Source organism: Actinoplanes sp. NPDC026619, from assembly GCF_040638295.1.
Classification (GTDB): Bacteria; Actinomycetota; Actinomycetes; order Mycobacteriales; family Micromonosporaceae; genus Actinoplanes.
The window spans coordinates 100,834-123,936 of the sequence record NZ_JBEZYA010000002.1; the positions used below are offsets into that span (position 1 = coordinate 100,834).

A 23,103-nucleotide genomic window follows, 5' to 3' on the forward strand; every position below is an offset into this window, starting at 1 on the left:
ATGCCCGCAACATCAGGTGACCTCGTCACCGTGCCACGCCCCAGCCGGGCGTGGTTGTGGTTCCTGCTGGCCGGATCAGTCGTCGCGGTCGCCTACATCCTGCTGCCCGACGACCAGTTCACCAATTGGATCTTCCCGCTGGTCAACACCAGCGGCGCGGTGGCGGCGATCATCGGCGTGCACCGCAACCGGCCGCGCAACCGGTCGGCCTGGCGGATGCTCGCGGTCGCGCTGTCGCTGTCGGCGGCCGGCGACATCATCTTCGCCGGCTACGACCTGTTCCACGCGGATCCGCCGTTCCCGTCGGTCGCCGACATCCTCTACATCGCCGCGCACCTGCTCGCGGCGGCCGCGGTCGTGCGGTTGAGCCACCATGCCGGCCGGGACAGCATGCTCGAGGCCGGGGTGCTGACCGTCCCGCTCGCCCTGCAGTACTGGATTCACATCATCAGCCCCACCCTGCGCGACCAGGACGGCAGCAACGCTCTCGCCGTACTCGTCGCGGTCGTCACCCCGATCGGCACGCTGATCGTGCTGTTCGGCGCGTTGCGCGCCGGCCTGTCCATGGAGATGCGCAAGTGGCCGGCCCGGCTGCTGGTCGCCGGCATGGTCGCCTGGTTCGTCCCGGACGCCTACTACGCCACCGCCAGCCTCAACGGCACCTACAACGCCGGCGGCTGGATGGACCTGGGCTGGATGCTGATGCCGCTGCTGCTCGGCGCGGCCGCGCTGCACCCGCAGATGCCGCAGCTCAACGTGCCGCTGCACGTCTCCACGAACATCCTCAGCGTCCGCCGCTACCTGATGGTCATCGCCGGGGTGCTCGTCCTCGACGGCTACGCCGCGTTCACCACCCACGGGCCGCACCGGCTGGTCTCCTTCGCCGTGCTGGTCTCCGGCATCCTGGCCGCCGTCCGCATCCGCCGCCCGCTGAGCGACATGGGCCGGCGCGCCACCCGCGACGGGCTGACCGGCCTGCCGAACCGCACCGAGCTGATCCGCCGGCTCACCTTCGCCCTGGCCGAGCTGCCCGCCGACGGCAGCAGCAAGGTCGCCCTGCTCTTCTGCGACCTCGACCGCTTCAAGGACGTCAATGACAGCCTCGGCCACGAGGCCGGCGACCAGATGCTCATCACGATCGCCCAGCGCATCGTCGCCTCGGTCCGCGACGACCGGGACGTGGTGGCCCGCCTCGGCGGCGACGAGTTCGTCATCCTCATGCCGGACGCCACCGACGAGGCCACCGACCTGGTCGCCGAGCGGCTGGTCACGACGTTCACCGACCCGATCATGATCGACGGCACCGAGGTGTTCCCGTCGGTCTCGGTCGGCGTGCGCACCACCGACGACTACCGGGCCGAACCGGCCGCCCTGCTGCGCGAGGCGGACGCCGCGATGTACCGGGCGAAGAGCGGCGGCCGCGGCCGCGCCGAACGCTACGACGACCGGTACGCGGCGGAGGCGAGCGCCCGGCTGAAGCTGGACGCCGAGCTACGCCACGCCCTCGCCAACGACCAGCTGATCTGCGTCTACCACCCGGAGATCGACCTGGCCGGCGGCGGCCTCTACGCCCTCGAGGCGCTGGTCCGCTGGCAGCACCCGTCGCGCGGCCTGCTCTCCCCGGACGACTTCGTGCCGCACGCCGAAGCCGTCGGCCTGATCGGCCTCCTCTTCGAGCAGGTACTCGACCAGGTGCTGACCGCGCAGGACGGCTGGCTGGCCGAATTCGGCTGGCGGCCCACGGTCGCGGTCAACGTCTCACCGCGCCAGCTCACCGACGCCCGCCTGGTGCAGATCGTGCTGACCGCCCTGGAGAAGCACGACGCCCCGGCCTCGGCCCTGATCCTCGAGGTCACCGAGACCGCCCTGGTCGACGACACGGTGATGACCGGCACCCTGGCCGAACTGCGCCGGCACGGGGTGGCGGTGGCCGTCGACGACTTCGGCACCGGCTATTCGTCGGTGTCGCGCCTCGCCGACCGGCACTGGGACGCCCTGAAGATCGACCGCAGCTTCGTCTCCGGCATCAACGACGACCAGGCCCGCGAGGGCGTCGTGCACGCCATGATCGCCCTGGCCCACGCCCTGCAACTGCGGGCGATCGCCGAGGGCGTCGAGGACGAGCCCACCCTGTCGAAGCTGCGCGAACTGGGCTGCGACGCCGCCCAGGGCTACCTGTTCACCCGCCCGGTCGACGCCGCCGAGATCACCAAGATGATCGCCAGGTCCCCGGAGTGGCACGCCGGCTCGGTCCCGTCGGCGGCCTAGGCCTAGCCTTCATCCCGCTCAGCTATCCCGTTCAGCAGGACAGTCAGGTAGCGGCGGGCGTTCGCCGCGCGGTCCCCCGGGTGCACGCTCGCCGCGAACATCACCCCGCACATCAGCGGAACCATGTCCTCCCGGCTCACCGCCGGATCGACCGCGCCGGCCGCGTGCGCCCGGTCGAGGAGCTCCCCGAACATGTGAGCTGGATCGGCGTGCCCTCGTCCACCAGCCGGCGGCCGACGTCGACGATGCGCTGCCAGTCACCTGCACCGTGGTGAACGAGGGCCGGGACGACCTGGTGCTGATCTTCCACGGGTCGAAGCAGACCGGGCGCAAGCACCGGGACTTCACCGGCCGGATCTTCGACGCGCTTCCGGCCACCGTCGTCTACCTCGACGGCTACCGCACCAACTGGAACGACGCGCGCGCCGCGAGCTCGTTCCCGGCCCGCCGGGAGAACATCGACGACGTCGGCTTCGCGCGGGCGGTGATCGAGAAACTGCGCCCTGCGGGCCGCGTCTTCGTGATCGGCTACTCCAACGGCGGCCAGATGGCGATGCGTCTGGCCCACGAGACACCCGAGCTGCTCGCCGGGGCCGCGGTGATCGCCGCGACGATGCCCGCGCCGGAAAACTTCCTCCTGGCCGCCGCCGATCCGGCACCGATGCCGATGCTGCTGATCCACGGAACCAAAGATCCGATCATCGCGTACGGCGGTGGCGAGCTGAGCTGGTGGGCGCGCAAGATGTTCAAGGTCGGCGGCCGCTCGCTGTCGATGCCGGAGGCCGCGGCCTATTTCGCGGCCCGCAACGGCATCGACACCGCCCCGGTCGCCACGAGGGTGTCGGCGCAGGTCGAGCGCACCGACTATCGGCAGGCCGACCACCCACCGGTGGCCCTGTTCACGGTCCACGGCGGCGGCCACACCATCCCGGGCCCACGCCGGGCCCCGTTCATCCTGGGCCGAACCGCCCAGGACGTGAACACCGCATCGCTGGTCAGCGAGTTCTTCGGCCTGGCCCGATAGACCGCGGCCGGGGTCAGCCGAGGTCGGTCAGGTCGACGGTGGCCGCCAGGGCGGCTACCAGCTCCCGGAGCTGCGGGAGGGCGGCCGGCTCGTGGCTGGGGTTCCAGGCCATCACCGTCTCGGCCTGGTCGCCCTCGAGCGGCACGAAGGCGACGCCGGTGCGCCGGATGCTCTGCGCCGACCGCGCCAGCCGGGTGACCCCCACGCCGGCGGCGACCAGGCCCAGGAGGCTCGGCACGCCGGCCGCCCGCTGCACCACCCGCGGCTCGAAGCCGGCGGCGGCGAATTCCTGGTCGTACCGTTCGTGCCAGGGCGGCCAGGAGTCGCGCGGAGTCAGCACCCAGCCCTCGCCGGCGAGCTCGGCCAGACGCACCGAGGCCCGGCCGGCGAGCGGGTGCCCGGCCGGCAGCACGGCGCAGACCGGCTCGGTGGCGATCGCCGCGGTGGCCAGGCCGGGCACGAGCGGCGGCCGGGTGAAGGCCACGTCCAGCCGGCCGTCGCGCAGGCCCGCGACGAGGTCGCCGATCGCCAGGTCGTGGGTGGTGAGGGTCAGCTCCGGCAGCCGTTCGCGGATGGCCCGCACGATCGCCGGCAGCATGTAGTTCGCGGTGGACGAGAGAAACCCCAGGTCGAGGTGGCCGTGCCCGGCCCGGCGCGCGACCGCGACGGCCGCCTCGGCTCGTTCCAGCACCGCGCGGGCCTCGGGCAGGAACGCGGCGCCGGCCGGGGCCAGCCGGGTGCCGCGGGTGTCCCGGTCGAACAGCCGCACCCCGAGCTGCCGTTCCAGGGCGCCGATCTGCTGGGACAGCGACTGCTGGGCGAGGTGCAGGTCGCGGGCGGCGCGGGTGAAGCTGAGGTGCTCCGCCACGGCGACGAAGTATCGCAACTGGCGCAGCTCGACGGTCACAGTCCCTGACTGTAACCGCCACCGGAAGCCGGTGTTGGCCACGGTGCCCCGGCCCCGGCAGGCTGGAGCCATGACAAAGGTTTGGCTGATCACGGGTTGTTCCGCGGGCTTCGGCCGGGAGTTGGCGACGGCGGCGCTGGCGGCCGGTGACCAGGTGATGGCTACGGCGCGCGATCCCCGGCGGATCGATCTGCCGACGAGCACGGCGGCGCTGGACGTGACCGACGAACGGCAGGTGGAGGCGGCGGTGGCCGCGACGATCGCGGAGTTCGGCCGGATCGACGTGGTGGTCAACAACGCCGGCCACGGCAGCGTCGGGGCGGTCGAGGAGCTCGACCTCGGCGATCTGCGTTCCTTGATGGACGTGATGTTCTTCGGCGCGGTCGCGGTCACCAAGGCCGTCCTGCCGCACCTGCGCGCGCAGGGCAGCGGCACGATCGTGCAGATGAGCTCGATGGGCGGCCAGCTGAGCATGCCCGGGTTCGGCGCCTACTGCGCCGCCAAGTTCGCGCTGGAGGGAGTGTCCGAGGCGCTCGCCGCCGAGGTCGCGCCGTTCGGGGTCCGGGTGCTGATCGTCGAGCCGGGCGCGTTCCGCACCGAGTTCGGCGGCACCCGGATGCACCGTTCGCCGGTCATCGACGCCTACGCCGGATCGGTAGGCCCGACCCGGGCCGCCGTCGACGCGATGGACGCCTCGCAGCCCGGCGATCCACGCAAGGCGGCCCGCGCGATCCTGGAGACGATCGACAGCCCGGAACCGCCACTGCGCCTGGCCCTCGGCAACGACGCGGTCGACGCCATCGCCGCCCACCACGAACAACTGCGCACCGACCTGGCCGCCGGGGAGAAGCTCAGCCGCTCGACGGACCACGACTGATCTGCCGGTGCAGGCCGCGTGCGAGGTCGTCGACGCGCGCGCCGAGCGCGTACGCCTTCTCCTCGGGAAGATGAACCACGTACCCGCCGGTGACCAAAGTGGTCAGCAGGTGGTAAGTGGTAGGGAGGGTGAGGCCGAGCGACCGGGCCACGTCCCGGGCCGCGACCGGGCCGGGCGAGGCGGCGATGTGGTCGAGCACGCGCATCGCCCGCTCGACCGACTGCAACAGACCAGCGCCCTTGCCGCTCATGACCCCAGCCTCGTCCGGGCCGGGCGTGAGGGAAGGGCGATGACTGATCGCGCGAAAGGCGGAGACTGATGATCTTCATTACCGCGAAGTTCCTGATCAAGCCGGAGCACGCCGAGTCATGGCCGGAGATCGCCGGCCCGTTCACCCGGGCCACCCTCGCCGAGCCGGGCTGCCTCTGGTTCGAGTGGTCCCGGAGCCTGGCCAACCCGCAGGAGTACGTCCTGGTCGAGGCCTTCCGGGACGGCGAGGCGGGCGCGGCCCACGTCGGCTCGGCGCACTTCAAGCAGGCCCAGCTGGACCTGCCGCCGTACCTGGTGGCCACCCCGAAGATCGTGAGCCAGGCGGTCGACCAGGACGACTGGTCCGAGCTGGGCGAGCTTGCCGTCAAGTAACCGGTGCCTTCCGCTCGAACACGGCCCGCAAGGAGGCCAGCTCGGCGTCGGCCTGCTCACCGTCGAACGATGCGGCGAAATCGGATACCGCCGCCACTCCCGCATTGATCTCGTCGGCGGCGAAATGGTCGAGCAGGACCACCGAGGCCCCGGCGAATGCCAGTGCGTCCCGCGCGTCGGCCACGCGAAATTGGGGGCGCAGAAATACTGGACCAGCACGTCGAGCGGCCCGGTCTCCCGTGGTTCGGGCACCTCGTCGACGGTCGGTCGCTTTCCGTAGGAATGAACCCGGACGGCTTTCATACGGCCTCGCTTCCTCGCAGGATCGGTTGTCCCCGACAACCGACCCTGCGAGGAGGAGACGTCAGTGCGTAAGTTCGGGTTCAGATGCTGACAACGGGGTTTCTTCCTCCTGCGTCTCGTCCGGCACGTGGGTCAGCTTGCTCGGCCACCACATCCACCGGCCGATGTCCAGGTTGAGCGAGGTGACCAGCACCGACCGGACGATCAGCGTGTCGAGCAGCACGCCGAACGCGACCGTGAACCCGATCTCGGCGAACGCGACCAGCGGCAGGCTGGCGAGCGCCGCGAACGTGCCGGCGAGCACGATGCCGGCCGAGGTGATCACGCCGCCGGTGGCGCCGAGCCCGATCAGCGCGCCGCGGCGGGTGCCGTGCTGGGCGGCTTCCTCCCGCACCCGGGTCATCAGGAAGATGTTGTAGTCGATGCCGAGCGCGACCAGGAACACGAACACGAACAGCGGGAACGACGTGTCCTCGCCGGGCCAGCCGAAGACGTGCCGGAACACCAGCGCGCTGACCCCGAGCGCGGCCCCGAAGGACAGCACCACGGTGGCGATGAGGATCACCGGCGCGACGATCGCCCGCAGCAGCAGCCCCAGGATGACCAGCACGACCAGCAGGACGAGCGGAATGATCAGCCGGTTGTCGTGCCGGTTGGCGGCGTTGATGTCGACCAGCATCGCGGTCGCGCCGCCGACCTTGGCGTCCGCGCCGGGCACCTGATGCACCGCGGCACGCACCCGCTCCACGGTGTCCTGGGCGGTTTTGCTGTCCGGCGCCGCGGTGAGCGTGCCGTCCAGCTGGACCAGGCCGTCCTTCTCGACCGGATCGGCCACCGCGCTGATGCCCCGGACTCCGGCGAACACCTGTTTCACCTGGCCGGCCTGGGCCGCCTTGGCGATGACCGTGACCGGCTGGCCACCACCGGCCGGGAAGTGCCGCGCGAGCGCTTCCTCACCGGTGACCGACGGCTGTTTCGTGGTGAAGCTGTCGGCCGTGGACAGCCCGTTGGCGTTGAGTTGCAGCAGGCCGAGCGCCATCGCGCCGAGCACCACCGCGGTGCCGATCCAGACCGAGCGGGGCCGCTTGGAGATGCGGCCGCCGAGCCGGGCCCAGAAGCCGGTCGCGGTCGGCTCCGCGGTGCCGTATTTCGGCCGGACCGGCCAGAACAACCACCGGCCGAAGATCACCAGCAGCGCCGGGAGCAACGTCACCATGGCGGCCAGGCCGACCACGATGCCGAGCGCGGCGACCGGGCCGAGGCCGCTGGTCGAGTTGAGGTCGGCGAGGGTGAGGCAGGACATGCCGATCGCGACGGTCGCGGAACTGGCGATGATCGCCGGCCCGGACCGGTGCAGGGCGAACGACATCGCCTCGTGCCGGTCCTGATGCCGGCGCAGCTCCTCCCGGTAACGCGCGACCAGCAGCAGCGCGTAGTCGGTGCCGGCGCCGAAGACCAGCACGGTGAGGATGCCGGCGCTCTGCGCGTTGACCACCAGACCGGCGTGTTTGGCGAGAAGGTAGATCACCGCCTGCGCGCCGAACAGCGCCACGCCCGCCGTGACGATCGGGAAGAGCCAGAGCACCGGGCTCCGGTACGTGATGAGCAGGATGATCGCCACCACGATCAGGGTCGTGTAGAGAAGCGTCCCGTCGATGCCCTCGAACGCGCCCGCGGAGTCGGCCGCATTGCCGGCCGGCCCGGTCAGGTAGACCCCCAGACCGTCCGCCCCCGGACCGGCGATCGCCTTGAGGTTGTCCACGATCGTGGCGATCTGCTCCCAGCCGTCCGCGTCGATCTTGATCGGCACGATCGTCGACAGCGCCGCCTTGTCCTGCGCCGGAATCGGGCCGGTGATCTGCCCCGACACGCCCTGAACCTTGGCGAACGCGGCCGCGTCGGAGGTGGCCTTGGCCAGGTCCGCGCTGGTGATCGCGCCGGAGCGCTCGTAGACGATGATGGCCGGCGCGATGTCGTCCGGCTGGAACTGTTTTTGCAGGTCGACGACCTGCGTCGCCTCAGCGCCCGAGGGCAGCCAGGCGGAGTTGTCGTTCTTCTCGACGCCGCTCAGCTTCCCCGCAAGGGGAGCGGCCAGCGCCACCACGACGATCCAGAGCGCGAGCACGATCCACTTGGACCATCGCCCGCACACCAGTCGCGCTATTCCACCCGTAGCCATCCCGTCTCCCCCCGAAGACCCCGAAGTCTGACCGGCGAAGGGTAAGCCGCGGGTGTTTCCGAACCCAACCCTGATTTCCGTCTCCTCAGGGTTATCTCAGGGTCCGACTGGCTGGATGCCGATCAACGCTCTCGGAAGGGCTTGGCGACGTTGCGCGGCTCGCCGGGTCTGGGATTGTCGTACCCCCGGTCGATACTGCGTTCGTTCGGCGGGCCGCGGAACGCTCCTACGACATCGCCGACGATCTCCTGACGCCTGTTCAGGGTTGGTCGTTGGCGGCGCTTCGCAAGGTGTGGAACGTCGCGAAAAGTGAGGTTGCGCCGTGGTGGCCGCAGGTGTCCAAGGAAGCGTTCAACACCGGTCTCGACGCGTTGGCGCGCGGATTGAAGAACTGGTCGGATTCCCGCAGCGGCAAGCGTGTCCTGTCGGCGACGGTCCGACGGGACCGCCCTACCGCAAGGCAGGGCAGCTGAATGAGGGCTATTGAGCGCTCGACGGCGACGGTCCACAGTCATCTGCCGGTACCGGACAGCAGTTCCTTGCGGGTGACGGCATAATCGAACGGGTGACCAATTGGGAATTTGCGCGGCTGGAGTACCGCGCGGCGGGCACGCTCGGCGCGGACCGATTCATGGACTGGACAGCCACCTTCCACCACCCCGGCGGGGTCTTGCGGTGGGGCACCGATGAGCGGTTCGACGATCTCCGCCATCTCAACCGGGCCGGCGCCGCGGGCTGGCAGGCGTACGACCGGGCCGCCATCCACGTGCACAACGAGCCGCACCGGCTCTCCAGCGTCACGTACTCGATGCGCAGGCCCGTCCCGTAACCTCGGAACCGTGGCGAAAGAGACCGGCCGGAAGCTGATCGCGTCGAGCAAGAAGGCGCGGCACGACTACGAGATCCTCAAGACGTACGAGGCCGGTCTCGTCCTCGCCGGCACCGAGGTCAAGTCGCTGCGCGAGGGCCGGGCGTCGCTGGTCGACGCGTTCGCGCAGGAGCATGAGGGCGAGATCATGCTGTACGGGCTGCACATCGCCCAGTACGGCTACGGCAGCTGGACGAATCACGTCCCACGGCGTACCCGCAAGCTTCTTTTGCATCGTGTGGAAATTGCCAAGATCCTCAGCCAGCTCCGCGACGGCAACGGCCTGACGCTGGTGCCGCTGTCGATGTACTTCAGTGATGGCTGGGCCAAGGTCGAGATCGGCATGGCGCGCGGCCTCAAGTCGTACGACAAGAGGCAGGTCCTCGCCGCCCGCGACGCGCAGAAGGAGATCCAGCGCGAGATGGGCAGGCGGCTGAAGGGCCGCAGGCCCTGACCCGGTCGCCGGTAAGGTGATCATGTGATTTTCGGTCTGGACACCTTCGGTGACGTAACCACCGGCAGCGACGGCAAGCGACTCCCCTACGCCCAAGTGATCCGCAACGTGGTCGACCAGGCCGTGCTGGCCGAGCGCTCGGGCGTGGACGCCTTCAGCGTCGGCGAGCACCACCGCGACGACTTCGCCGTGTCCGCCCCCGAGATCGTGCTGGCCGCGATCGCCGCCCGCACGTCACGCATCACGCTCGGCACCGCGGTCACGGTGCTGAGCTCGGACGACCCGGTGCGCGTCTTCGAACGCTTCGCCACGCTCGACGCCGTCTCGGCCGGCCGGGCCGAGATCACCCTGGGCCGGGGCTCGTTCACCGAGTCGTTCCCGCTGTTCGGCTACGAGCTGACCGACTACGACCGCCTCTTCGAGGAGAAGGCCGGCCTGATGGCCGAGCTGCTCACCGAAGGCCCGGTGACCTGGGAAGGAACGGTCCGGGCGGCGCTGAAGGACCAGCAGGTCTACCCGAAGACCGAAAACGGTCACATCCCCACCTGGATCGGCGTGGGCGGCAGCCCCGAGTCGGTGATCCGCGCCGCGTCGTACGGCTTCCCCCTGGTCCTGGCCATCATCGGCGGCGCACCGGCCCGCTTCGCCCCGTATGTCGACCTGTACCGCCGCGCCCTGAAGGAGATGGACCGCCCCGGCGACCTGCCGGTCGCCGCGCACTGCCCCGGCTTCGTCGCCGACACCGACGAGGAGGCCATCGAGATCCTGTGGCCGCACGTCCGCGTGATGATGAACCGCATCGGCCGCGAACGCGGCTGGCCACCGCTGACCCGCGACCGCTTCGAGGCCGACATCCACGAGGGCGCCTGGCACGCCGGCTCCCCCGAAACGGTCGCCCAGAAGATCGCCCAGACGATCAGGGACCTGGGCATCCAGCGCTTCGACATGAAGTACTCGGCCGGCACCCTCCCGCACGACGCCATGATGAAGGCCATCGAGCTGTACGGCACCCAGGTCATCCCCCGCGTGAAGGAGCTCCTGGCGTAGGTGCGACCTGTTCACGTCAACATCAAGGCCGTCGATCACTCGGCGGTGGGCCGGTTCTGGGCAGAGGCGCTCGGCTGGGTTGCCTATCCCACCAGCTCCGGCGCGACCACCTACGTCGGACCGGCCGGCGGACTGATCTGGCCGAACCCGGCCGCCGTCGGCATCGACGTCGTCGGCGTCCCGGCGGCCAAGACGGCAATGAAGAACCGGACGCACCTCGACCTCGCCACCACCTCGGTGGCGCATCAGGCGGAGCTGGTCGCTCGCCTGCGGGAGGCCGGCGCTACGCCTACCGACGTGGTTCCGGTCCGTTCCTCGAGTTCATCCGCACGCCGGGCACGAAGACCGCACCGGACCGCGTCCACCTCGACCTGCTGCCCGAACCCGGCGACGGCCAGGTGGCGGAGGTCGCTCGGTTGCGTGGCCTCGGCGCGACCGACCTGGACCTCGGCCAGGGCAACGCCCCATGGACTTGCCTGACCGACCCGGACGGCCACGAGTTCTGCGTCCTGGCCCTGGGCTGACGCGTCTGGGCTAATGCGTCCAGCGGATGAACCTCTCGAAGAGCTCGGAGGCCGGCCCCTGCGGAATGTCTCCGCAGGCCTCCTCCAGGTTGGCCCACATGTAGACGGCAAGCTGTGTGCGGTCCATTTCGCCGCGTAAACGTTCGCGTGCAGGCTCGCAGGGCCAGCTCTTGCGGCAGGATCGGCAGTCCCACGAGGGTCGCTCGGCGATGTGATCTTCGGCTTCAACCACGGCGGTCACGGATATGAGCCCCTTCGAGCAACACATCCCTGGGAGTCAGGCCCCTTCATCGCTGGAAGCATGTGGCCAGCGAAGCACGCTTGCAGCAACTTGTAAATGACTTGTAGAAACTTGCACTAGGATGTGGACGCAGGGTTCCGACACTCCTACGTGCTTCGTGATGGCACTGCTTTCGTGTAGAACGATCGACAAGTGGCCGACACGCGCACTCACGGTTGGCGGGACCAGCAGATCGGGCCATCCCCGGCCCGGCTCGCGCAGAAGGGACACTCCATGCTCTTCGACCGGATCCAGTTCCTATGGAAGTCCAGTTCGTCCGGCAACGGCGACTGCCCCAGCATCATGCAGGTCGACGGCGGCTACGTCCTCGTCGGCAAAGTTCTCGACGGCGAGGCTCTCGCGCAGGTGCACGCGATCGGGCAGGCCAACAACTCCGGGATCGGCGCCGACGAGACCGCGGTCTTCCTGCCGGCCGACGTCATCGACCGAATCCGCGAGACCGCCTGACCATGCGCCGCATGCTCACCAACGCCGAGTTCGCCGAACAGTTGCGCGACTACCAGCAGACCGCGTATCGCTTCGAAGTGCAGCCGTTCTACACGGTTGACGGTGAGCAGGAATCGTTCCAGCGATTCCTTGAGGGACGCCCGGTCTCACCTCTCGACGTGGAGGAGGACCGGGCGTGGCTCGAACGAGTGCGACGGCAAACCGCCGAAGGCAGACGGATGGCCCGGGTCCGTGTCCACAAGGACCCACCCACCGACTATCAGCGGTGGATGCGCTGGCGCGGGGACTTCAACACCGCCGCCGGGGAAGCCATCCATTATCTGACGGTCGAGCGGGCTACCGAAGCCGGCTTGTTGTCCGCTGTCGCGATCCGCGACTGGTGGTTCTTCGACGACAGCAGGCTCATGGTCCTCACGCATGATCCGGGAGGCCGCCGGATCCACACCGAACTGATCACCGATGAGACGGAGCTCGACCGGGCTCGCGCGCTGTGGGACCTCGCACTCTGCACGGCGCGGGGAGAGAACCCGTGACCGCCTTCCACACCGACGACCCACAGCCCAAGCCATTCCGGGTTGCCGACCGTCTCCGCGAGGCCCGCGAAGCAGCGGGGCAGCAGCAGAAGGCACTGGCAGCCCTACTCGCGTGGGATCCGGCAAAGTTGTCGAAGACCGAGAGCGGCACCCGGACCGCCATCACCGAGGCCGATGTCCGCGCCTGGGCCGACGCCACCGGGATGAGCGACGAGGATCGCGACGAGACACTGGAAATTCTGGCTCACTTCAAGGTCAACGAGAAGTCGTGGCGCGATCGGATGCGACACGGACGCCGGTCGGTACAGCTGCAGTACAACGAGCTCTACCGGAAATCGGTCCGGTTCCGGATCTTCCAGACGGTGTGGGTCCCCGGCATTCTGCAGACGCCCGGCTACGCCCGTCAGGTCTTCACCGACCTCAACGAGCTCGACCCGGACACGCCGAGGGACGTCGAGGCGGACATACGGACCCGGATGGCGCGCCGGGACCACCTCTATGACTCGAACAAGTCGTTCGAGGTCATTCTCACCGAAGCGGTGATCCGGACCCTGCTCGTCGAGCCACCGACGATGCTCGCTCAGCTGGTACGCCTGGAAGACCTGCTCGACCTGCCGAACGTCCGGTTGGGAATCATTCCGCAGGGCAGGCGGGTGCGTACGGCGCCGCAGAGCAGCTTCGTCATGTACGACGACCTGGCAATCGTCGAGGGCTTCGTCATCGACAATCCCTACCAGGGTGCGCAGGCCGAACGGTTCGCGGCACTCATGGAGCGCTTCTGGGCCGACGCGGTGGAGGGGCCGGAGGCACGTCAGTTATTGAGGCAGGCGATAACCGACCTGCCGAAGTAACCGAGCACCCCCGGCACCCCGGAGAAGGTTGCCCTGGCGTCCTAACTGTCCAGGTCGGACATGTCCAGCACGAAGCGGTAGCGGACGTCGCCCTTCTCCAGGCGGCCCAGTGCCTCCTGGACCTGGGCCGACGGGAGGACCTCGACGTCGGCGGCGATGTTGTGCTCGGCGGCGAAGGTCAGCAGTTCGGCGGTGTGTTTTGTGCCGCCGGTGCCGGAGGAGCTCAGGTTCTTGCGGCCGAAGGTCAGGTCCATCAGTCGCACCTTCGTTTCGAGGGGCGCGCCTAGGACGCTGAGCGTGCCCTCCATGGCGAGCAGTCGCAGCAGCGGGGACAGGTCGTGCACGGCGGCGATCGTGTCGAGGATCAGGTCGAACCGGCCGAACGCCTCCTTCATCTGCGCCTCGTCGGTGGTGACCAGCAGGGCCGCGGCGCCGAGTTTGCGGGCGTCCTCGGCCTTGTCGGGGGTGCGGCTGAGCACCGTGACCTCGGCGCCGAGGGCGGCGGCGAGCTTCACGCCGAGGTGGCCGAGGCCGCCCAGGCCGGCCACCGCGACCTGGCTGCCGGCGCCGATGCCGGCCGCGCGCAGCGGCTCCCACATGGTGATGCCGGCGCACATCAGCGGGGCGGCGGCGGCCGGGTCCAGGCCTTCGGGCAGCAAGTAGGCGAACTTCGCGCGCAGCACGTACTCGCGGCTGTAGGCGCCGAGGGTGGTAGTGCCGTCGATCCGGTCGGCGCCGCCGTACGTGACGGTGGCGCCCTGGTAGCAGAAGTTCTCCTGGCCGATGCGGCACATCGCGCACTCGCCGCACGAGTCGACGATGGTGCCGGCCGCGACGCGGTCGCCGGGGGTGAAGCCGGTCACCGCCGGGCCGACCGCGGTGACCGTGCCGGTGAACTCGTGGCCGGGCACCATCCCGGCGGTGGGCTTGCCGGTCATGCCGTGCAGTGCGTGCAGGTCGCTGTGACAGACGCCGCAGTAGTCGATCCGCACCGCGATGTCGTCGTCGCGCAGGTCGCGGCGCTCGATCGAGGCGCGCTGCAACGTGGTGGATTGGCCGGTGCCCTGCCAGGCGGTGGTGGTGCGCATGTGAGCCCCCAGAATACAGACAGACTATTCGGTCTGCAGATACGGTAGCGCGGTCCGGAGCAAAAAACTAAAGTCGGCCCATGCCCGAGCTTCCGACCAGTGCCCGCGGCGCCGCGACCAGCCGGCGCATTCTCGACGCGGCCCTGGAGGAATTCGCTGACCGCGGCATCGCCGGCGCCCGGGTCGACCGCATCATCGCCGCGGCCCGCACCAACAAGGCCCAGCTGTACGGCTATTTCGGCAGCAAGGACGGCCTGTTCGACGCGGTCATGGCCGATCGGCTGGCGATCGGGATGAACCACGTGCCGTTCGACGCGGACGATCTGGCCGACTGGGCGGTCGGCATGTATGACGCGAACCTCAGCAGCCCCGACCTGGTCCGCCTGCTCGGCTGGATCCGCCTGGAGCGGCGCCCGGTCGGCTTCATTCTCGGCAACCTCGACGCCGAGCCGAAGGTTAAGGCCGTCGCCCAGGCCCAGGCGGCCGGGCGGCTGCGGCCGGGCGACCCGATGGACCTGCTGGCCCTGGTGGTCTCGATGGCGTCCGCGTGGTCACCGGCCACCGGTGTCTACGCGGCGAGCAACGAAGAGCCCGCCACCGATCACGATCGGCGACGGGCTCTCCTGCGAGATTGTGTCGAGCGGGCGGTGGCCCGGTAAGCGCTAGTTGCCGTCGGCGCCGGCGCTCGGCGACACGCCCACCCCGAACTGGGTGCACAGCGCCGCGTACTTGCCGGTGCAGACTTCCTTCTTGGTGACGAAGCCGTACGACACCACGTCCTTGACGTGGGCCTGGTCGATCGACTCCGGCGTCAGCTTCACGAACGGGACGTAACCGCCCGACTCCGGGTCCTTGATCTGGTCGGTGGTCGTCGGCTTCTCGCCCTTGAACAGCTTCACGGCGAGACCGGCCGCGGTGTCCGCCTCCGGCTTGATCTTCTTGAAGATCGTCACGCATTGGTCGCCGGAGAGCAGGTTCTGCAGACCCTGCACGGTGGCGTCCTGGCCGGTGACCGGCACCTTGCCGTTCAGGCCCTTCTTGCGCAGCACGTCGATGACCGCGTTGGCGAGGCCGTCGTTGGCGGCGAGCACACCACCGATCTTCGGCTGCTGCTCGAGCATCTGCGCGAAGATCTTGCCGCCCTCCTCGTTGTCCCAGTCGGGGACGAACTGGTCGGGGCCCTTGGTGTAGACGGCGTTGTCGTACTTCTGGTCGAGCTGCCCGTCGTAGCCGTCCTTGAACAGGGTGGCGTTGTTGTCGGTCGGTGAACCGTTGAGCTCCGCGACGATCGGGTTCTTCGCTTCGAGTTTGTCGAGGCATTTGGCCAGGCCGTACGCCTGGAGGGTGCCGACCTGCTCGTTGTCGAAGCTGACGTAATAGTCGGCGCCGCCGTTGAGGGTGAGCCGGTCGTAGTCGATCACCGGGATCTTCTTGGCGTGCGCCTTGTCGATGACGGCCTTGCCCGAGTCGGAGTCGAGGTTCGCGATGAGGAGAACCTTGACCCCGCTGGCGATCATCTGGTCGCCGATCTGCTCGAACTTGGCCCGGTCGCCCTCGGCGTTCTGGATCTCGTACTGCACGCCGGCGGCCTCGAACGCGGCCTTCATGTATTTCGGGTCGTCGACCTTCCACCGCTGCGAGCTCTTGGTGTCCGGGAAGATCACGCCGATCCGGTCCTTGCCCGACCCGCCACCGGTGGTGCCACTGCCACTACTGGCATCACTCGATTGATCCGAGTCGTCACACGCTGTCATGGTGGCTGTCGCCAGCAGCCCGACCGCCGCGAGTGCCAGCAGCTTCTTGCGCATTTCCGAGAATTCCTCTCAGGTGGATCCCGACCTGTGGGTTGGCCGAACGTCAACCCAGTATCGAGGAGTCTTAACAACACCCGACAGGGGGTACGGCGCTCGGGAGAAAAATAGTTCATCTCCCGAGCGTTAACATCCGCGACTACCCACAGTGCCATCGCACGCTACGCCACCCGGCGCCTGATCCACCAGAAGCAGAAGATCGCCAGGAGCGACGAAGCTACCAGCAAGAGGCCGGTTTCCCGCCACTGCAGCGTCCAGAACTTCTCGTTCCCGATGTAAATGACCTTTTGTTGCAGATTCTGCGAAGCAATCCACGCCCGGCAGACGTCCGGGCCACCGGCGGCATTCATGCCGCACTTCGCCGGGTCGTACGGCCCGTGGTACTTCGCGCCGGTGGAGGTGCGGATCGTGTTGCTGAGGACCCAGGTGGCGACGGTCGGCGGGTCCACCTCGATCCGGATGTCCCGGTTCGGGTCGTCCGGGCTGAGGCTGATGCCGCCGTCCCAGTCGGCCGGCAGAGTCGCCTGGTAGGTGCTCTGCGCCACCAGATGCTCGCGGAGGAAGAGGCCGCCGACCATCGCGGCGATCACCACCACCAGAGTCACCGCCATCGCGGCCACCGTGCGACGCAGCAACATGCCGATGGTCACGCCGACGACGAAGCCCAGGACGGCGTAGCCGATCGGCACGATGCCGCGGGCTGCGTAGGTCAGCGGAACCACCCAGCCCTCGGCCTTGTCGAGCGGGCTGGCCCACGCGGTGATCGCCCAGCTGGCCAGGCCGGTGAAGGCGGCGGTGGCCAGCCCGATGGCGCCGAGCTTCATGCCCAGCCAGCGGTTGCGGCTGATCGACTGGCTCCAGGCCAGGCGATGGGTGTTCGCCTCCAGCTCACGGGCCACCAGCGGCGCGCCCCAGAACAGCCCGACCAGGGCCGGCAACAGCAGCAGGAAGAGGGCGCCGATCTGGTAGAGGTGACCGAGGTAGCCGCTTCGCGCCGTCTTGACGAACTGACTCGCCACGCGCTCGCAGTTGTCGGTGCAGCCGGTGTAACCGGACTCCCGGGCGATGTCGATCAGGGTCGATCGGGTGGTCAGGTAAGCCACCCCGACCGCGAGCACCAGGACCAGGCCGACCACGGCCTGGGTGCGGAACTGACGCCAGGTGAGCCAGATCATCTCTGCTTCTCCAGTACGCGATTGCGGCCGGACTCGGCGGCCTCGGACATGTATGCCAGGACCAGGTCTTCCAGGTCGATCGGATCGACGGTGAAGGCCGGGTCGTCGATCGGGGCGGTGCTGCGCACCACGAGACTCGACTGGACGTCGGTGTGCCGGGCATGCACCACAGCTCGACCCGGACCGAGCTTCTCCGGATCGATGCGCGCCCCCGTGACGCGGTGATGCGTGGCCAGCAACTCCTCGACGTCCCCGGTGACCCGGACCTTCGACTTGACCAGCACGATCAGGTAGTCGCAGACGCGTTCCAGGTCGGCGACCAGGTGCGAGGACATCACCACGGTGGCGCCGGACTCGGCGACGTACTCCATCAGGCCCTGCAGGAACTCCCGGCGGGCCAGCGGGTCGAGCGCGGCCACCGGCTCGTCGAGAAGAAGCAACTCGGGCCGCTTCGCAATGGCGACGGTCAGGGCGAGCTGGGCCCGCTGACCGCCGGAGAGCTTGCCGGCCTTCTGCTTCGGATCGAGTTCGAGCCGCTCGATCCGCTCCCGCGCCAGATCGTCGTCCCAGGTCTGGTTGAGGTGTTTGCCGAAGCGCAGGTGGTCGGCGACGGTGAGACCGCCGTAGACCGGGGTGTCCTGCGCGACGAAACCGATGCGCGGCAGGCCGCTGGCGGGCAGGGCGCCCAGCACCGAGAGGCTCCCGGCGGTCGGGGCGAGCAGGCCGCAGATGAGCTGGAGCAGGGTGGACTTGCCGGCGCCGTTGGGGCCGACCAGACCGATCACGTGCCCGGCCGGGACGTCCAGCGTGCAGTCCAGGAGAGCGGTCTTCCGTCCGTACTTCTTAGTCAGGTTTTGTGTTGTTACCGCGCTGGCCATCGTCATCCTCTCCGTGCTGCCCGTTTCGCCGAAAAGTTGCGAAATGTGCTGACTAGCAACGCCTCGATGCTCTCCTCGGCGAGGCCGGCGTCATCGGCCTTGGCGAGCCAGCCCTCGAGATCGCGGCGCAGCGGCCCGTGCGCGGCAACGTCTTCGTCGCTGCCGAGCGTGCGGGTGACGAACGTGCCGAGGCCGGGCCGGGGCTGGACCAGTCCTTCGTACTCAAGCTCTCGGTAGGCCTTGAGCACCGTGTTCGGGTTGATCGCGACCCGGGCCACCACGTCCTTGACGGTGGGCAGCTTGTCGCCTTCCTTGAGCAGGCCGAGCCGCATCGCGTGCCGGACCTGCTGGATGAGCTGCATGTAGGGCGCGACGCCCGATCGCGACTCCAGGTGGAACTCGATCATCCGCACCACCATTCCTCTAGGTTGCTAGCACAATAGCAGTAAAAGAAAGACCGGAGGCAATGCCTCCGGCCTGACTCTCAGCTACTTACCAGTTGACGGCGATGTACTTCGACTCCAGGTACTCGAGCAGCCCCTCGTGGCCGCCCTCGCGCCCGATGCCCGACTGCTTGACCCCGCCGAACGGCGCCGCCGGGTCACTGACCAGGCCCCGGTTGAGGCCGACCATGCCGGCCTCGATCGCCTCACTCACCCGCAGACCACGGGCAAGATCCTTGGTGAAGACGTACGCCACCAGGCCGAACTCGGTGTCGTTCGCGTACCGGATCGCCTCCGCCTCGTCCTCGAACGTCACGATCGGCGCGACCGGCCCGAAGATCTCCTCCTTCAGGATCGGCGCGTCGCCGGGGATGCCGGTGAGCACGGTCGGCGGGTAATAGAAGCCGGGACCGCTCGGCCTCGCACCGCCGGTGACCGCGGTCGCGCCGCCGTCCAGGGCACCCTTGACCAGACTGTCCACCTTGGCCACCGTGTCCTCGTTGACCAGCGGGCCGACCTGCGTCTTCTCGTCGGTGCCGGGCCCGACCACGAGGCCGGCCATCCGCTCGGCCAGCCGCCGGGAGAACTCCTCGGCCACCGGCGCCTCGACGTAGAAGCGGTTCGCCGCCGTGCACGCCTCGCCACCGTTGCGCATCTTCGCGATCATCGCGCCGTCCAGCGCGGCGTCCAGGTCGGCGTCCGCGAACACCAGGAACGGGGCGTTGCCACCCAGTTCCATCGACGTGTTGATCACGTTTTCCGCGGCCTGCGCCAGCAGGATCCGGCCCACCTCGGTCGAACCGGTGAAGGACACCTTGCGCACCCGCGGGTCGGCCAGCATCTTCGAGACGACCTTGCCGGAACTGCGCGACGGCAGCACGTTGACCACGCCGGCCGGCACCCCCGCCTCGGCCAGGATGCCGGCCATGGCCAGGGCGGTCAGCGGCGTGTCACTGGCCGGCTTCAGGATCACGGTGCACCCGGCGGCGAGCGCCGGGCCGATCTTGCGGGTCGCCATCGCGGCCGGGAAATTCCACGGCGTGACAAGAACACAGACCCCGACCGGCTGCCGTACGACGAGGATCCGGTTCGCCCCGCTCGGCGCGGTGCTGACGATGCCCTCGCCACGAACCGCTTCCTCGGCGAACCAGCGGAAGAACTCGGCGGCGTACGTCACCTCGCCCTTCGCGTCGGTGAACGCCTTGCCGTTCTCCAGGCTGATCAGCTTGGCCAGCTCGTCGGCGCGCGCCGACATCAACTCGAACGCCCGGCGCAGATGCTCACCGCGAACCCGCGGAGGCGTGGCCGCCCAGGCCGCGGCCGCTTCCGCCGCCGCCTCCACCGCGGCGACCGCGTCCGCCTCACCGCCGTTGGCAACCGTGGCGATGACATCGCCGGTCGCCGGGTCGAGCACATCGAAACGTTCCCCGGAGGACGCCGGGACCCACTTGCCACCGATGAAGAGTTCAGTTTCCACCACCCCAGCATGGTCCTGCCCGGGTGCGACCGCCACGCTTCTACGGCAGCGGGCGGACCGTCAGGATCTGTTCGGCCGTGCCGACCGGGCCATTGAGGTCGTGCAGGACGGTGCTGGTCAGGCCCTGGCCGGCGGGGCCGAACGTGACCGTGGTGTCCAGGCCGGTCCAGCGGCCCTCGGGCTGGCGGTGCAGGTGGATGGTCAGGTCGACGTTGGGGAACATCCACTCGGCCGGGTTCTGCCGCACCGCGATGCCGTTGGCGGTGTCGACCATCGCGACGAACGACGCGACCGGGCTGCTCGGCTCGCCCGCGACCAGGTCGAGCGCGGTGGTGAGCCAGGCCGTGGTGCGGCCGGGCGGTGAGTCGGCCGGGCGCCGCACGTCGATCGACGCGATGTAACCGCCGGTCCACAGGTCGGCCATCGGCCACGGCTCGACGGACTCGGGCGGGGCGAGCGGCTCGATCGAGGTGCCCGCGACCGCGGTGGTGTCCAGCGCGGCCAGCAGCCAGGCCCGGGCCCGGACGACGGCGCGGCCGCCGATGGTGACGGTCGCCTCGAGCAGCTCGATCGTGCGGCCGGGACGGACGCTCGCCACGGTGATCTCGCACTCGTCGAGGTCGATCTTCCCGAGGATGTCGTAGCTGATCCGGGCGAGGACCAGGCCGTTGCCGGGCCCGGCCGCTCGGTGCCGGTCGATCGCGTGCACGATGAGCCCGCCGAGGGGGCTGAAGTGCTGCTCGTCGGGCCGCCAGGCGCCGCCGACATGAGCCGTCGGCTGGTAGCTCGACTCGCCGACCCGCTCGAAATAGCTCTCCGCCATCCCTCCGACCTTAATTGCCGTTCTCGCAGCGGAATCCGGGGTTTCCCTGATGTGACGCACAGCGCGGCGAGGCAGATTTGACGGTGCGACATCGCACCTCGAGGAGCAGCAATGCACATCACCGGGATCATCACCGCGATCATCACCGGCCTGATCATCGGCGCGCTGGGGCGCCTGGTGGTCCCGGGCAAGCAGAGCATCTCGATCTGGCTGACCATGCTGATCGGCATCGTGGCCGCCATCATCGGCACGTTCATCGCCGCCGGCCTCGGCGTCGCCGACACCCGCGGCGTCGACTGGATCGAGCTGGCCATCCAGGTCGTCCTGGCCGCCGTCGGCGTCAGCCTCGTCGCCGGGTCCCGCAGCCGCCGCTGACCGGCCCGCGGATTCGGCGTGATCCGGGCGCACAATCACGACGGTCGGGCGGCCGGACGGGATCTACCGTGAAGGCCATGGTGCTGGGATTTCTCGGGCTCGGCGTGATGGGCCGGCCGATGGCGTCGAACCTGGTCGCGGCCGGGAACGAGCTGGTGGTGTGGACCCGGTCCGGCGCGGAGCTGCCCGGGGCCAGCGGCGCGGCCGGGCCGGCCGAGGTGTTCGCGCGGGCCGAGGTCGTCTTTCTGATGCTGGCCCACGCTGAGGCGATCGACGCGGTGGTCGGGCCGCACGTTGCCGGTCGCACGGTGGTGCACATGGGCACGACCTCGCCGGAATACTCCGCCGGGCTCGGCGAACGGATCCGGGCGTACGGCGGGCGGTATGTCGAGGCGCCGGTCTCCGGGTCGCGCGGGCCGGCCGAGGCCGGTCAGCTGGTCGCGATGCTGGCCGGCGACGAGGCGGACCGCGACCGGGTTCGGCCGCTTCTTGCGCCGATGTGCCGGCAGGTCGTCGACTGCGGGCCGGTGCCGCAGGGGCTGCTCATGAAGCTGGCCGTCAACACGTTCCTGATCAGCATGGTCACCGGGCTGGCCGAGGCGTTCCACTTCGCGCAGGGCGTCGGGCTCGACCCGGCCCTGCTACGGGACGTGCTGGACGCCGGGCCGATGGCCTCCTTCGTCTCCCGGGGCAAGGCCGGCAAGCTCGTCGAGCAGGATTTCACGGTGCAGGCGTCGATCCGGGACGTGCACTACAACAACCGGCTCATCGTCGAGGCTGCGCGGGCCCACGGGCTGGCCGCTCCCCTGCTCGACGTCTGCCGCGAGCTCTACGCCGAGACCGAGGAGCAGGGGCGCGGCGACGCCGACATGGCCGCCGTCATCCACGCGGTGACGGCGCGAAGCGCGACCGGTACTGCGACGGCGAGCAGCCGAAACGGCGCTGGAAATGCTGCCGGAGCAGCGCCGCCGAACTGAAACCGACTCGGCCTGCGGCCTCCTCCACCCCCAGCTGCGTCTGCAGCAACTGCTGGGCGAGACTCACCCGTTGTTCCAGCACCCAGGCGTACGGCGTGGTGCCGGTCGCCGCCCGGAAGCGTCTCGCTAGCGAGCGCGTCGAGAGCAGCGCGTGCCGGGCCAGGACCTCGATGGACAGGTCCTCGTGCAGGTTGCCGGCCGCCCAGTCGAGCAGGGCGGCGATGTCGTCGTCGGGGCGGCGCGTCATCGGCAGCGGCCGGGCGGGGCCGAACACCATGTCCCGGGCCACCGCGTCGGCCGCCGCGGCGCCGTGGTCCCGGCGGATCAGGTGCAGGCAGAGGTCGACGCCCACGGCCGTGAAGATCGGGTCGTCGTCGACGTAGCGGGCCGCCGGATCGACGCGTACGCGCGGGAACCACTCGGTCAGCTGCCGTGCGTACCGCTCGCCGGTGGCGATCGTCCGGTCGTCGAGAAGCCCGGCCGACGCCAGGGTGAAGGCCGCGGAGGAGACCGCGACCAGTCGCGTGCCCCGGGCGGCGGCAGCCCGCAGCGCCTCGGCGACCGCCGGGTCCGCCTCGCGCGACGGCGTGTCCGGCGGGGCGATCGCCACCAGGTCGGCCGCCGTCAGCCGGGAGAGGCCGGCAGCGGGCGTGATGGTCAGCCCGCCGAAGGTGGGCACCGGCACGCCGGGACGGTGCGAGACGATCGCGAAGTCGACGGCGGGCACGCCGGCGGCCGTCCGGTCGGTGCCGAAGAGCTCGCAGTAGGCGGCCAGCTCGAACGGGCGGACGGTGGACGACATCAGGACTGCTACGTTCCGCACGCTGTCGA

The 23,103-nt window shown here is 69.5% G+C and carries 29 protein-coding genes; 15 read left to right on the forward strand and 14 right to left on the reverse strand.

All coding sequences use genetic code 11. The features are described from left to right. The gene (locus tag AB0E90_RS05710) at positions 1-2,268 is read left to right on the forward strand and encodes an EAL domain-containing protein (protein WP_360399789.1); all 2,268 of its coding nucleotides are present in this window, start codon (positions 1-3) and stop codon (positions 2,266-2,268) included. Between the two features lie 2 nt (positions 2,269-2,270). Here AB0E90_RS05710 and AB0E90_RS05715 read toward each other — a convergent pair whose 3' ends face one another. Next, positions 2,271-2,462, reverse strand: coding sequence for a hypothetical protein (locus AB0E90_RS05715; protein ID WP_360399792.1), 192 nt, complete (start codon positions 2,460-2,462; stop codon positions 2,271-2,273). Between the two features lie 77 nt (positions 2,463-2,539). On the opposite strand from AB0E90_RS05715, the gene AB0E90_RS05720 reads away from it, so the two are divergent. Next, the gene (locus tag AB0E90_RS05720; RefSeq protein WP_360399795.1) at positions 2,540-3,292 is read left to right on the forward strand and encodes a dienelactone hydrolase family protein; all 753 of its coding nucleotides are present in this window, start codon (positions 2,540-2,542) and stop codon (positions 3,290-3,292) included. A gap of 13 nt (positions 3,293-3,305) precedes the next feature. On the opposite strand, the gene AB0E90_RS05725 is transcribed toward AB0E90_RS05720, so the two are convergent. Then, positions 3,306-4,199, reverse strand: coding sequence for a LysR family transcriptional regulator (locus AB0E90_RS05725; RefSeq protein WP_360399797.1), 894 nt, complete (start codon positions 4,197-4,199; stop codon positions 3,306-3,308). 70 nt (positions 4,200-4,269) lie between these two features. Between AB0E90_RS05725 and AB0E90_RS05730 the strand changes: the two genes are divergently transcribed. Beyond that, positions 4,270-5,076, forward strand: coding sequence for an oxidoreductase (locus tag AB0E90_RS05730; protein ID WP_360399800.1), 807 nt, complete (start codon positions 4,270-4,272; stop codon positions 5,074-5,076). On the opposite strand, the gene AB0E90_RS05735 is transcribed toward AB0E90_RS05730, so the two are convergent. Then, a complete protein-coding gene (locus AB0E90_RS05735; RefSeq protein WP_360399803.1) occupies positions 5,051-5,326 on the reverse strand; it encodes a helix-turn-helix domain-containing protein in 276 nt (91 codons plus the stop codon). The genes AB0E90_RS05730 and AB0E90_RS05735 overlap by 26 nt on opposite strands. Before the next feature lie 68 nt (positions 5,327-5,394). Between AB0E90_RS05735 and AB0E90_RS05740 the strand changes: the two genes are divergently transcribed. Then, complete coding sequence (locus tag AB0E90_RS05740; RefSeq protein ID WP_360399806.1) at positions 5,395-5,718, forward strand: putative quinol monooxygenase; 324 nt, start codon at positions 5,395-5,397, stop codon at positions 5,716-5,718. Here AB0E90_RS05740 and AB0E90_RS05745 read toward each other — a convergent pair. Together AB0E90_RS05745 and AB0E90_RS05750 are read right to left on the reverse strand one after the other, a co-directional pair. Next, the gene (locus AB0E90_RS05745; RefSeq protein ID WP_360399809.1) at positions 5,711-5,902 is read right to left on the reverse strand and encodes a hypothetical protein; all 192 of its coding nucleotides are present in this window, start codon (positions 5,900-5,902) and stop codon (positions 5,711-5,713) included. The two genes, AB0E90_RS05740 and AB0E90_RS05745, sit on opposite strands and share 8 nt — an antisense overlap. A gap of 180 nt (positions 5,903-6,082) precedes the next feature. Continuing rightward, positions 6,083-8,200, reverse strand: a complete 2,118-nt coding sequence (locus tag AB0E90_RS05750; RefSeq protein WP_360399811.1) for an MMPL family transporter — start codon at positions 8,198-8,200, stop codon at positions 6,083-6,085. 272 nt (positions 8,201-8,472) lie between these two features. Here AB0E90_RS05750 and AB0E90_RS05755 point away from each other — a divergent pair, with 272 nt between their 5' ends. The 5 genes from AB0E90_RS05755 (at position 8,473) to AB0E90_RS05775 (ending at position 11,093) form a co-directional block, all read left to right on the forward strand. Next, positions 8,473-8,673: a hypothetical protein gene (locus AB0E90_RS05755; RefSeq protein WP_360399814.1), complete on the forward strand. Its 201-nt coding sequence runs from the start codon at positions 8,473-8,475 to the stop codon at positions 8,671-8,673. 92 nt (positions 8,674-8,765) lie between these two features. Next, positions 8,766-9,029 carry a hypothetical protein gene (locus tag AB0E90_RS05760; protein ID WP_203810183.1) on the forward strand — a complete coding sequence of 88 codons (264 nt, stop codon included), beginning with the start codon at positions 8,766-8,768 and terminating at the stop codon, positions 9,027-9,029. Positions 9,030-9,039: 10 nt separating this feature from the next. Beyond that, positions 9,040-9,522 carry an SsrA-binding protein SmpB gene (gene smpB, locus AB0E90_RS05765; protein ID WP_360399817.1) on the forward strand — a complete coding sequence of 161 codons (483 nt, stop codon included), beginning with the start codon at positions 9,040-9,042 and terminating at the stop codon, positions 9,520-9,522. A 27-nt stretch (positions 9,523-9,549) separates the two neighbouring features. Continuing rightward, positions 9,550-10,569 carry an LLM class flavin-dependent oxidoreductase gene (locus AB0E90_RS05770; RefSeq protein ID WP_360401314.1) on the forward strand — a complete coding sequence of 340 codons (1,020 nt, stop codon included), beginning with the start codon at positions 9,550-9,552 and terminating at the stop codon, positions 10,567-10,569. Positions 10,570-10,892: 323 nt separating this feature from the next. Further along, positions 10,893-11,093: a VOC family protein gene (locus AB0E90_RS05775; RefSeq protein ID WP_360401317.1), complete on the forward strand. Its 201-nt coding sequence runs from the start codon at positions 10,893-10,895 to the stop codon at positions 11,091-11,093. A 10-nt stretch (positions 11,094-11,103) separates the two neighbouring features. Here the strand turns inward: AB0E90_RS05775 and AB0E90_RS05780 are convergent, their stop codons facing one another. Continuing rightward, positions 11,104-11,334: a hypothetical protein gene (locus AB0E90_RS05780; RefSeq protein ID WP_360399820.1), complete on the reverse strand. Its 231-nt coding sequence runs from the start codon at positions 11,332-11,334 to the stop codon at positions 11,104-11,106. A 273-nt stretch (positions 11,335-11,607) separates the two neighbouring features. Between AB0E90_RS05780 and AB0E90_RS05785 the strand changes: the two genes are divergently transcribed. Genes AB0E90_RS05785 through AB0E90_RS05795 form a run of 3 tightly spaced genes read left to right on the forward strand, consistent with a single transcriptional unit; the run spans position 11,608 to position 13,225 of the window. Continuing rightward, positions 11,608-11,841 (forward strand): lipid A biosynthesis lauroyl acyltransferase, encoded by a 234-nt coding sequence (locus AB0E90_RS05785; protein WP_360399823.1) that lies wholly within the window; start codon positions 11,608-11,610, stop codon positions 11,839-11,841. Positions 11,842-11,852: 11 nt separating this feature from the next. Next, the gene (locus AB0E90_RS05790) at positions 11,853-12,374 is read left to right on the forward strand and encodes a DUF6879 family protein (protein WP_360399826.1); all 522 of its coding nucleotides are present in this window, start codon (positions 11,853-11,855) and stop codon (positions 12,372-12,374) included. Beyond that, entirely contained in the window at positions 12,371-13,225 is an 855-nt protein-coding gene (locus AB0E90_RS05795; RefSeq protein ID WP_360399829.1) for a helix-turn-helix transcriptional regulator, read from the forward strand. Before AB0E90_RS05790 ends, AB0E90_RS05795 begins: the two co-directional genes overlap by 4 nt. Positions 13,226-13,266: 41 nt before the next feature. Here the strand turns inward: AB0E90_RS05795 and AB0E90_RS05800 are convergent, their stop codons facing one another. Further along, positions 13,267-14,313 (reverse strand): NAD(P)-dependent alcohol dehydrogenase, encoded by a 1,047-nt coding sequence (locus AB0E90_RS05800; protein WP_360399832.1) that lies wholly within the window; start codon positions 14,311-14,313, stop codon positions 13,267-13,269. Between the two features lie 80 nt (positions 14,314-14,393). On the opposite strand from AB0E90_RS05800, the gene AB0E90_RS05805 reads away from it, so the two are divergent. Continuing rightward, entirely contained in the window at positions 14,394-14,972 is a 579-nt protein-coding gene (locus AB0E90_RS05805) for a TetR family transcriptional regulator (RefSeq protein WP_360399835.1), read from the forward strand. A gap of 3 nt (positions 14,973-14,975) precedes the next feature. Here AB0E90_RS05805 and AB0E90_RS05810 read toward each other — a convergent pair whose 3' ends face one another. The 6 genes from AB0E90_RS05810 to AB0E90_RS05835 all read right to left on the reverse strand — a co-directional run bounded on the left by AB0E90_RS05810 (position 14,976) and on the right by AB0E90_RS05835 (position 20,920). Continuing rightward, positions 14,976-16,121, reverse strand: a complete 1,146-nt coding sequence (locus AB0E90_RS05810; protein ID WP_360399838.1) for a substrate-binding domain-containing protein — start codon at positions 16,119-16,121, stop codon at positions 14,976-14,978. Positions 16,122-16,285: 164 nt separating this feature from the next. After that, positions 16,286-17,299 carry a hypothetical protein gene (locus AB0E90_RS05815; RefSeq protein ID WP_360399841.1) on the reverse strand — a complete coding sequence of 338 codons (1,014 nt, stop codon included), beginning with the start codon at positions 17,297-17,299 and terminating at the stop codon, positions 16,286-16,288. Beyond that, positions 17,296-18,177 carry an ABC transporter ATP-binding protein gene (locus tag AB0E90_RS05820; protein ID WP_360401320.1) on the reverse strand — a complete coding sequence of 294 codons (882 nt, stop codon included), beginning with the start codon at positions 18,175-18,177 and terminating at the stop codon, positions 17,296-17,298. The genes AB0E90_RS05815 and AB0E90_RS05820 overlap by 4 nt, the downstream gene beginning before the upstream one ends. A gap of 2 nt (positions 18,178-18,179) precedes the next feature. Further along, a complete protein-coding gene (locus AB0E90_RS05825) occupies positions 18,180-18,584 on the reverse strand; it encodes a GntR family transcriptional regulator (protein WP_360399844.1) in 405 nt (134 codons plus the stop codon). Between the two features lie 85 nt (positions 18,585-18,669). Continuing rightward, positions 18,670-20,097: an NAD-dependent succinate-semialdehyde dehydrogenase gene (locus AB0E90_RS05830; protein ID WP_360399847.1), complete on the reverse strand. Its 1,428-nt coding sequence runs from the start codon at positions 20,095-20,097 to the stop codon at positions 18,670-18,672. 40 nt (positions 20,098-20,137) lie between these two features. Then, the gene (locus AB0E90_RS05835; protein ID WP_360399850.1) at positions 20,138-20,920 is read right to left on the reverse strand and encodes a thioesterase family protein; all 783 of its coding nucleotides are present in this window, start codon (positions 20,918-20,920) and stop codon (positions 20,138-20,140) included. 111 nt (positions 20,921-21,031) lie between these two features. Here AB0E90_RS05835 and AB0E90_RS05840 point away from each other — a divergent pair, with 111 nt between their 5' ends. Both AB0E90_RS05840 and AB0E90_RS05845 read left to right on the forward strand, forming a co-directional pair. Then, on the forward strand, positions 21,032-21,295 hold the full coding sequence (locus tag AB0E90_RS05840) for a GlsB/YeaQ/YmgE family stress response membrane protein (protein ID WP_360399853.1): 264 nt from the start codon (positions 21,032-21,034) through the stop codon (positions 21,293-21,295). A gap of 77 nt (positions 21,296-21,372) precedes the next feature. Then, a complete protein-coding gene (locus tag AB0E90_RS05845) occupies positions 21,373-22,272 on the forward strand; it encodes an NAD(P)-dependent oxidoreductase (RefSeq protein WP_360399856.1) in 900 nt (299 codons plus the stop codon). Here AB0E90_RS05845 and AB0E90_RS05850 read toward each other — a convergent pair. Continuing rightward, entirely contained in the window at positions 22,175-23,095 is a 921-nt protein-coding gene (locus tag AB0E90_RS05850; protein ID WP_360399859.1) for a helix-turn-helix domain-containing protein, read from the reverse strand. The two genes, AB0E90_RS05845 and AB0E90_RS05850, sit on opposite strands and share 98 nt — an antisense overlap. Between the last annotated feature and the right edge of the window lie 8 nt (positions 23,096-23,103).

Bases quoted from the DNA above. Each gene is read 5' to 3' on its own strand.
- AB0E90_RS05710 (WP_360399789.1), top strand. From the start codon at position 1: ATGCCCGCAACATCAGGTGACCTCGTCACCGTGCCACGCCCCAGCCGG.
- AB0E90_RS05715 (WP_360399792.1), bottom strand. From the start codon at position 2,462: ATGTTCGGGGAGCTCCTCGACCGGGCGCACGCGGCCGGCGCGGTCGAT.
- AB0E90_RS05730 (WP_360399800.1), top strand. From the start codon at position 4,270: ATGACAAAGGTTTGGCTGATCACGGGTTGTTCCGCGGGCTTCGGCCGG.
- AB0E90_RS05735 (WP_360399803.1), bottom strand. From the start codon at position 5,326: ATGAGCGGCAAGGGCGCTGGTCTGTTGCAGTCGGTCGAGCGGGCGATG.
- AB0E90_RS05740 (WP_360399806.1), top strand. From the start codon at position 5,395: ATGATCTTCATTACCGCGAAGTTCCTGATCAAGCCGGAGCACGCCGAG.
- AB0E90_RS05750 (WP_360399811.1), bottom strand. From the start codon at position 8,200: ATGGCTACGGGTGGAATAGCGCGACTGGTGTGCGGGCGATGGTCCAAG.
- AB0E90_RS05785 (WP_360399823.1), top strand. From the start codon at position 11,608: ATGCTCTTCGACCGGATCCAGTTCCTATGGAAGTCCAGTTCGTCCGGC.
- AB0E90_RS05790 (WP_360399826.1), top strand. From the start codon at position 11,853: ATGCTCACCAACGCCGAGTTCGCCGAACAGTTGCGCGACTACCAGCAG.
- AB0E90_RS05800 (WP_360399832.1), bottom strand. From the start codon at position 14,313: ATGCGCACCACCACCGCCTGGCAGGGCACCGGCCAATCCACCACGTTG.
- AB0E90_RS05805 (WP_360399835.1), top strand. From the start codon at position 14,394: ATGCCCGAGCTTCCGACCAGTGCCCGCGGCGCCGCGACCAGCCGGCGC.
- AB0E90_RS05810 (WP_360399838.1), bottom strand. From the start codon at position 16,121: ATGCGCAAGAAGCTGCTGGCACTCGCGGCGGTCGGGCTGCTGGCGACA.
- AB0E90_RS05815 (WP_360399841.1), bottom strand. From the start codon at position 17,299: ATGATCTGGCTCACCTGGCGTCAGTTCCGCACCCAGGCCGTGGTCGGC.
- AB0E90_RS05820 (WP_360401320.1), bottom strand. From the start codon at position 18,177: ATGGCCAGCGCGGTAACAACACAAAACCTGACTAAGAAGTACGGACGG.
- AB0E90_RS05825 (WP_360399844.1), bottom strand. From the start codon at position 18,584: ATGATCGAGTTCCACCTGGAGTCGCGATCGGGCGTCGCGCCCTACATG.
- AB0E90_RS05835 (WP_360399850.1), bottom strand. From the start codon at position 20,920: ATGGCGGAGAGCTATTTCGAGCGGGTCGGCGAGTCGAGCTACCAGCCG.
- AB0E90_RS05840 (WP_360399853.1), top strand. From the start codon at position 21,032: ATGCACATCACCGGGATCATCACCGCGATCATCACCGGCCTGATCATC.
- AB0E90_RS05845 (WP_360399856.1), top strand. From the start codon at position 21,373: ATGGTGCTGGGATTTCTCGGGCTCGGCGTGATGGGCCGGCCGATGGCG.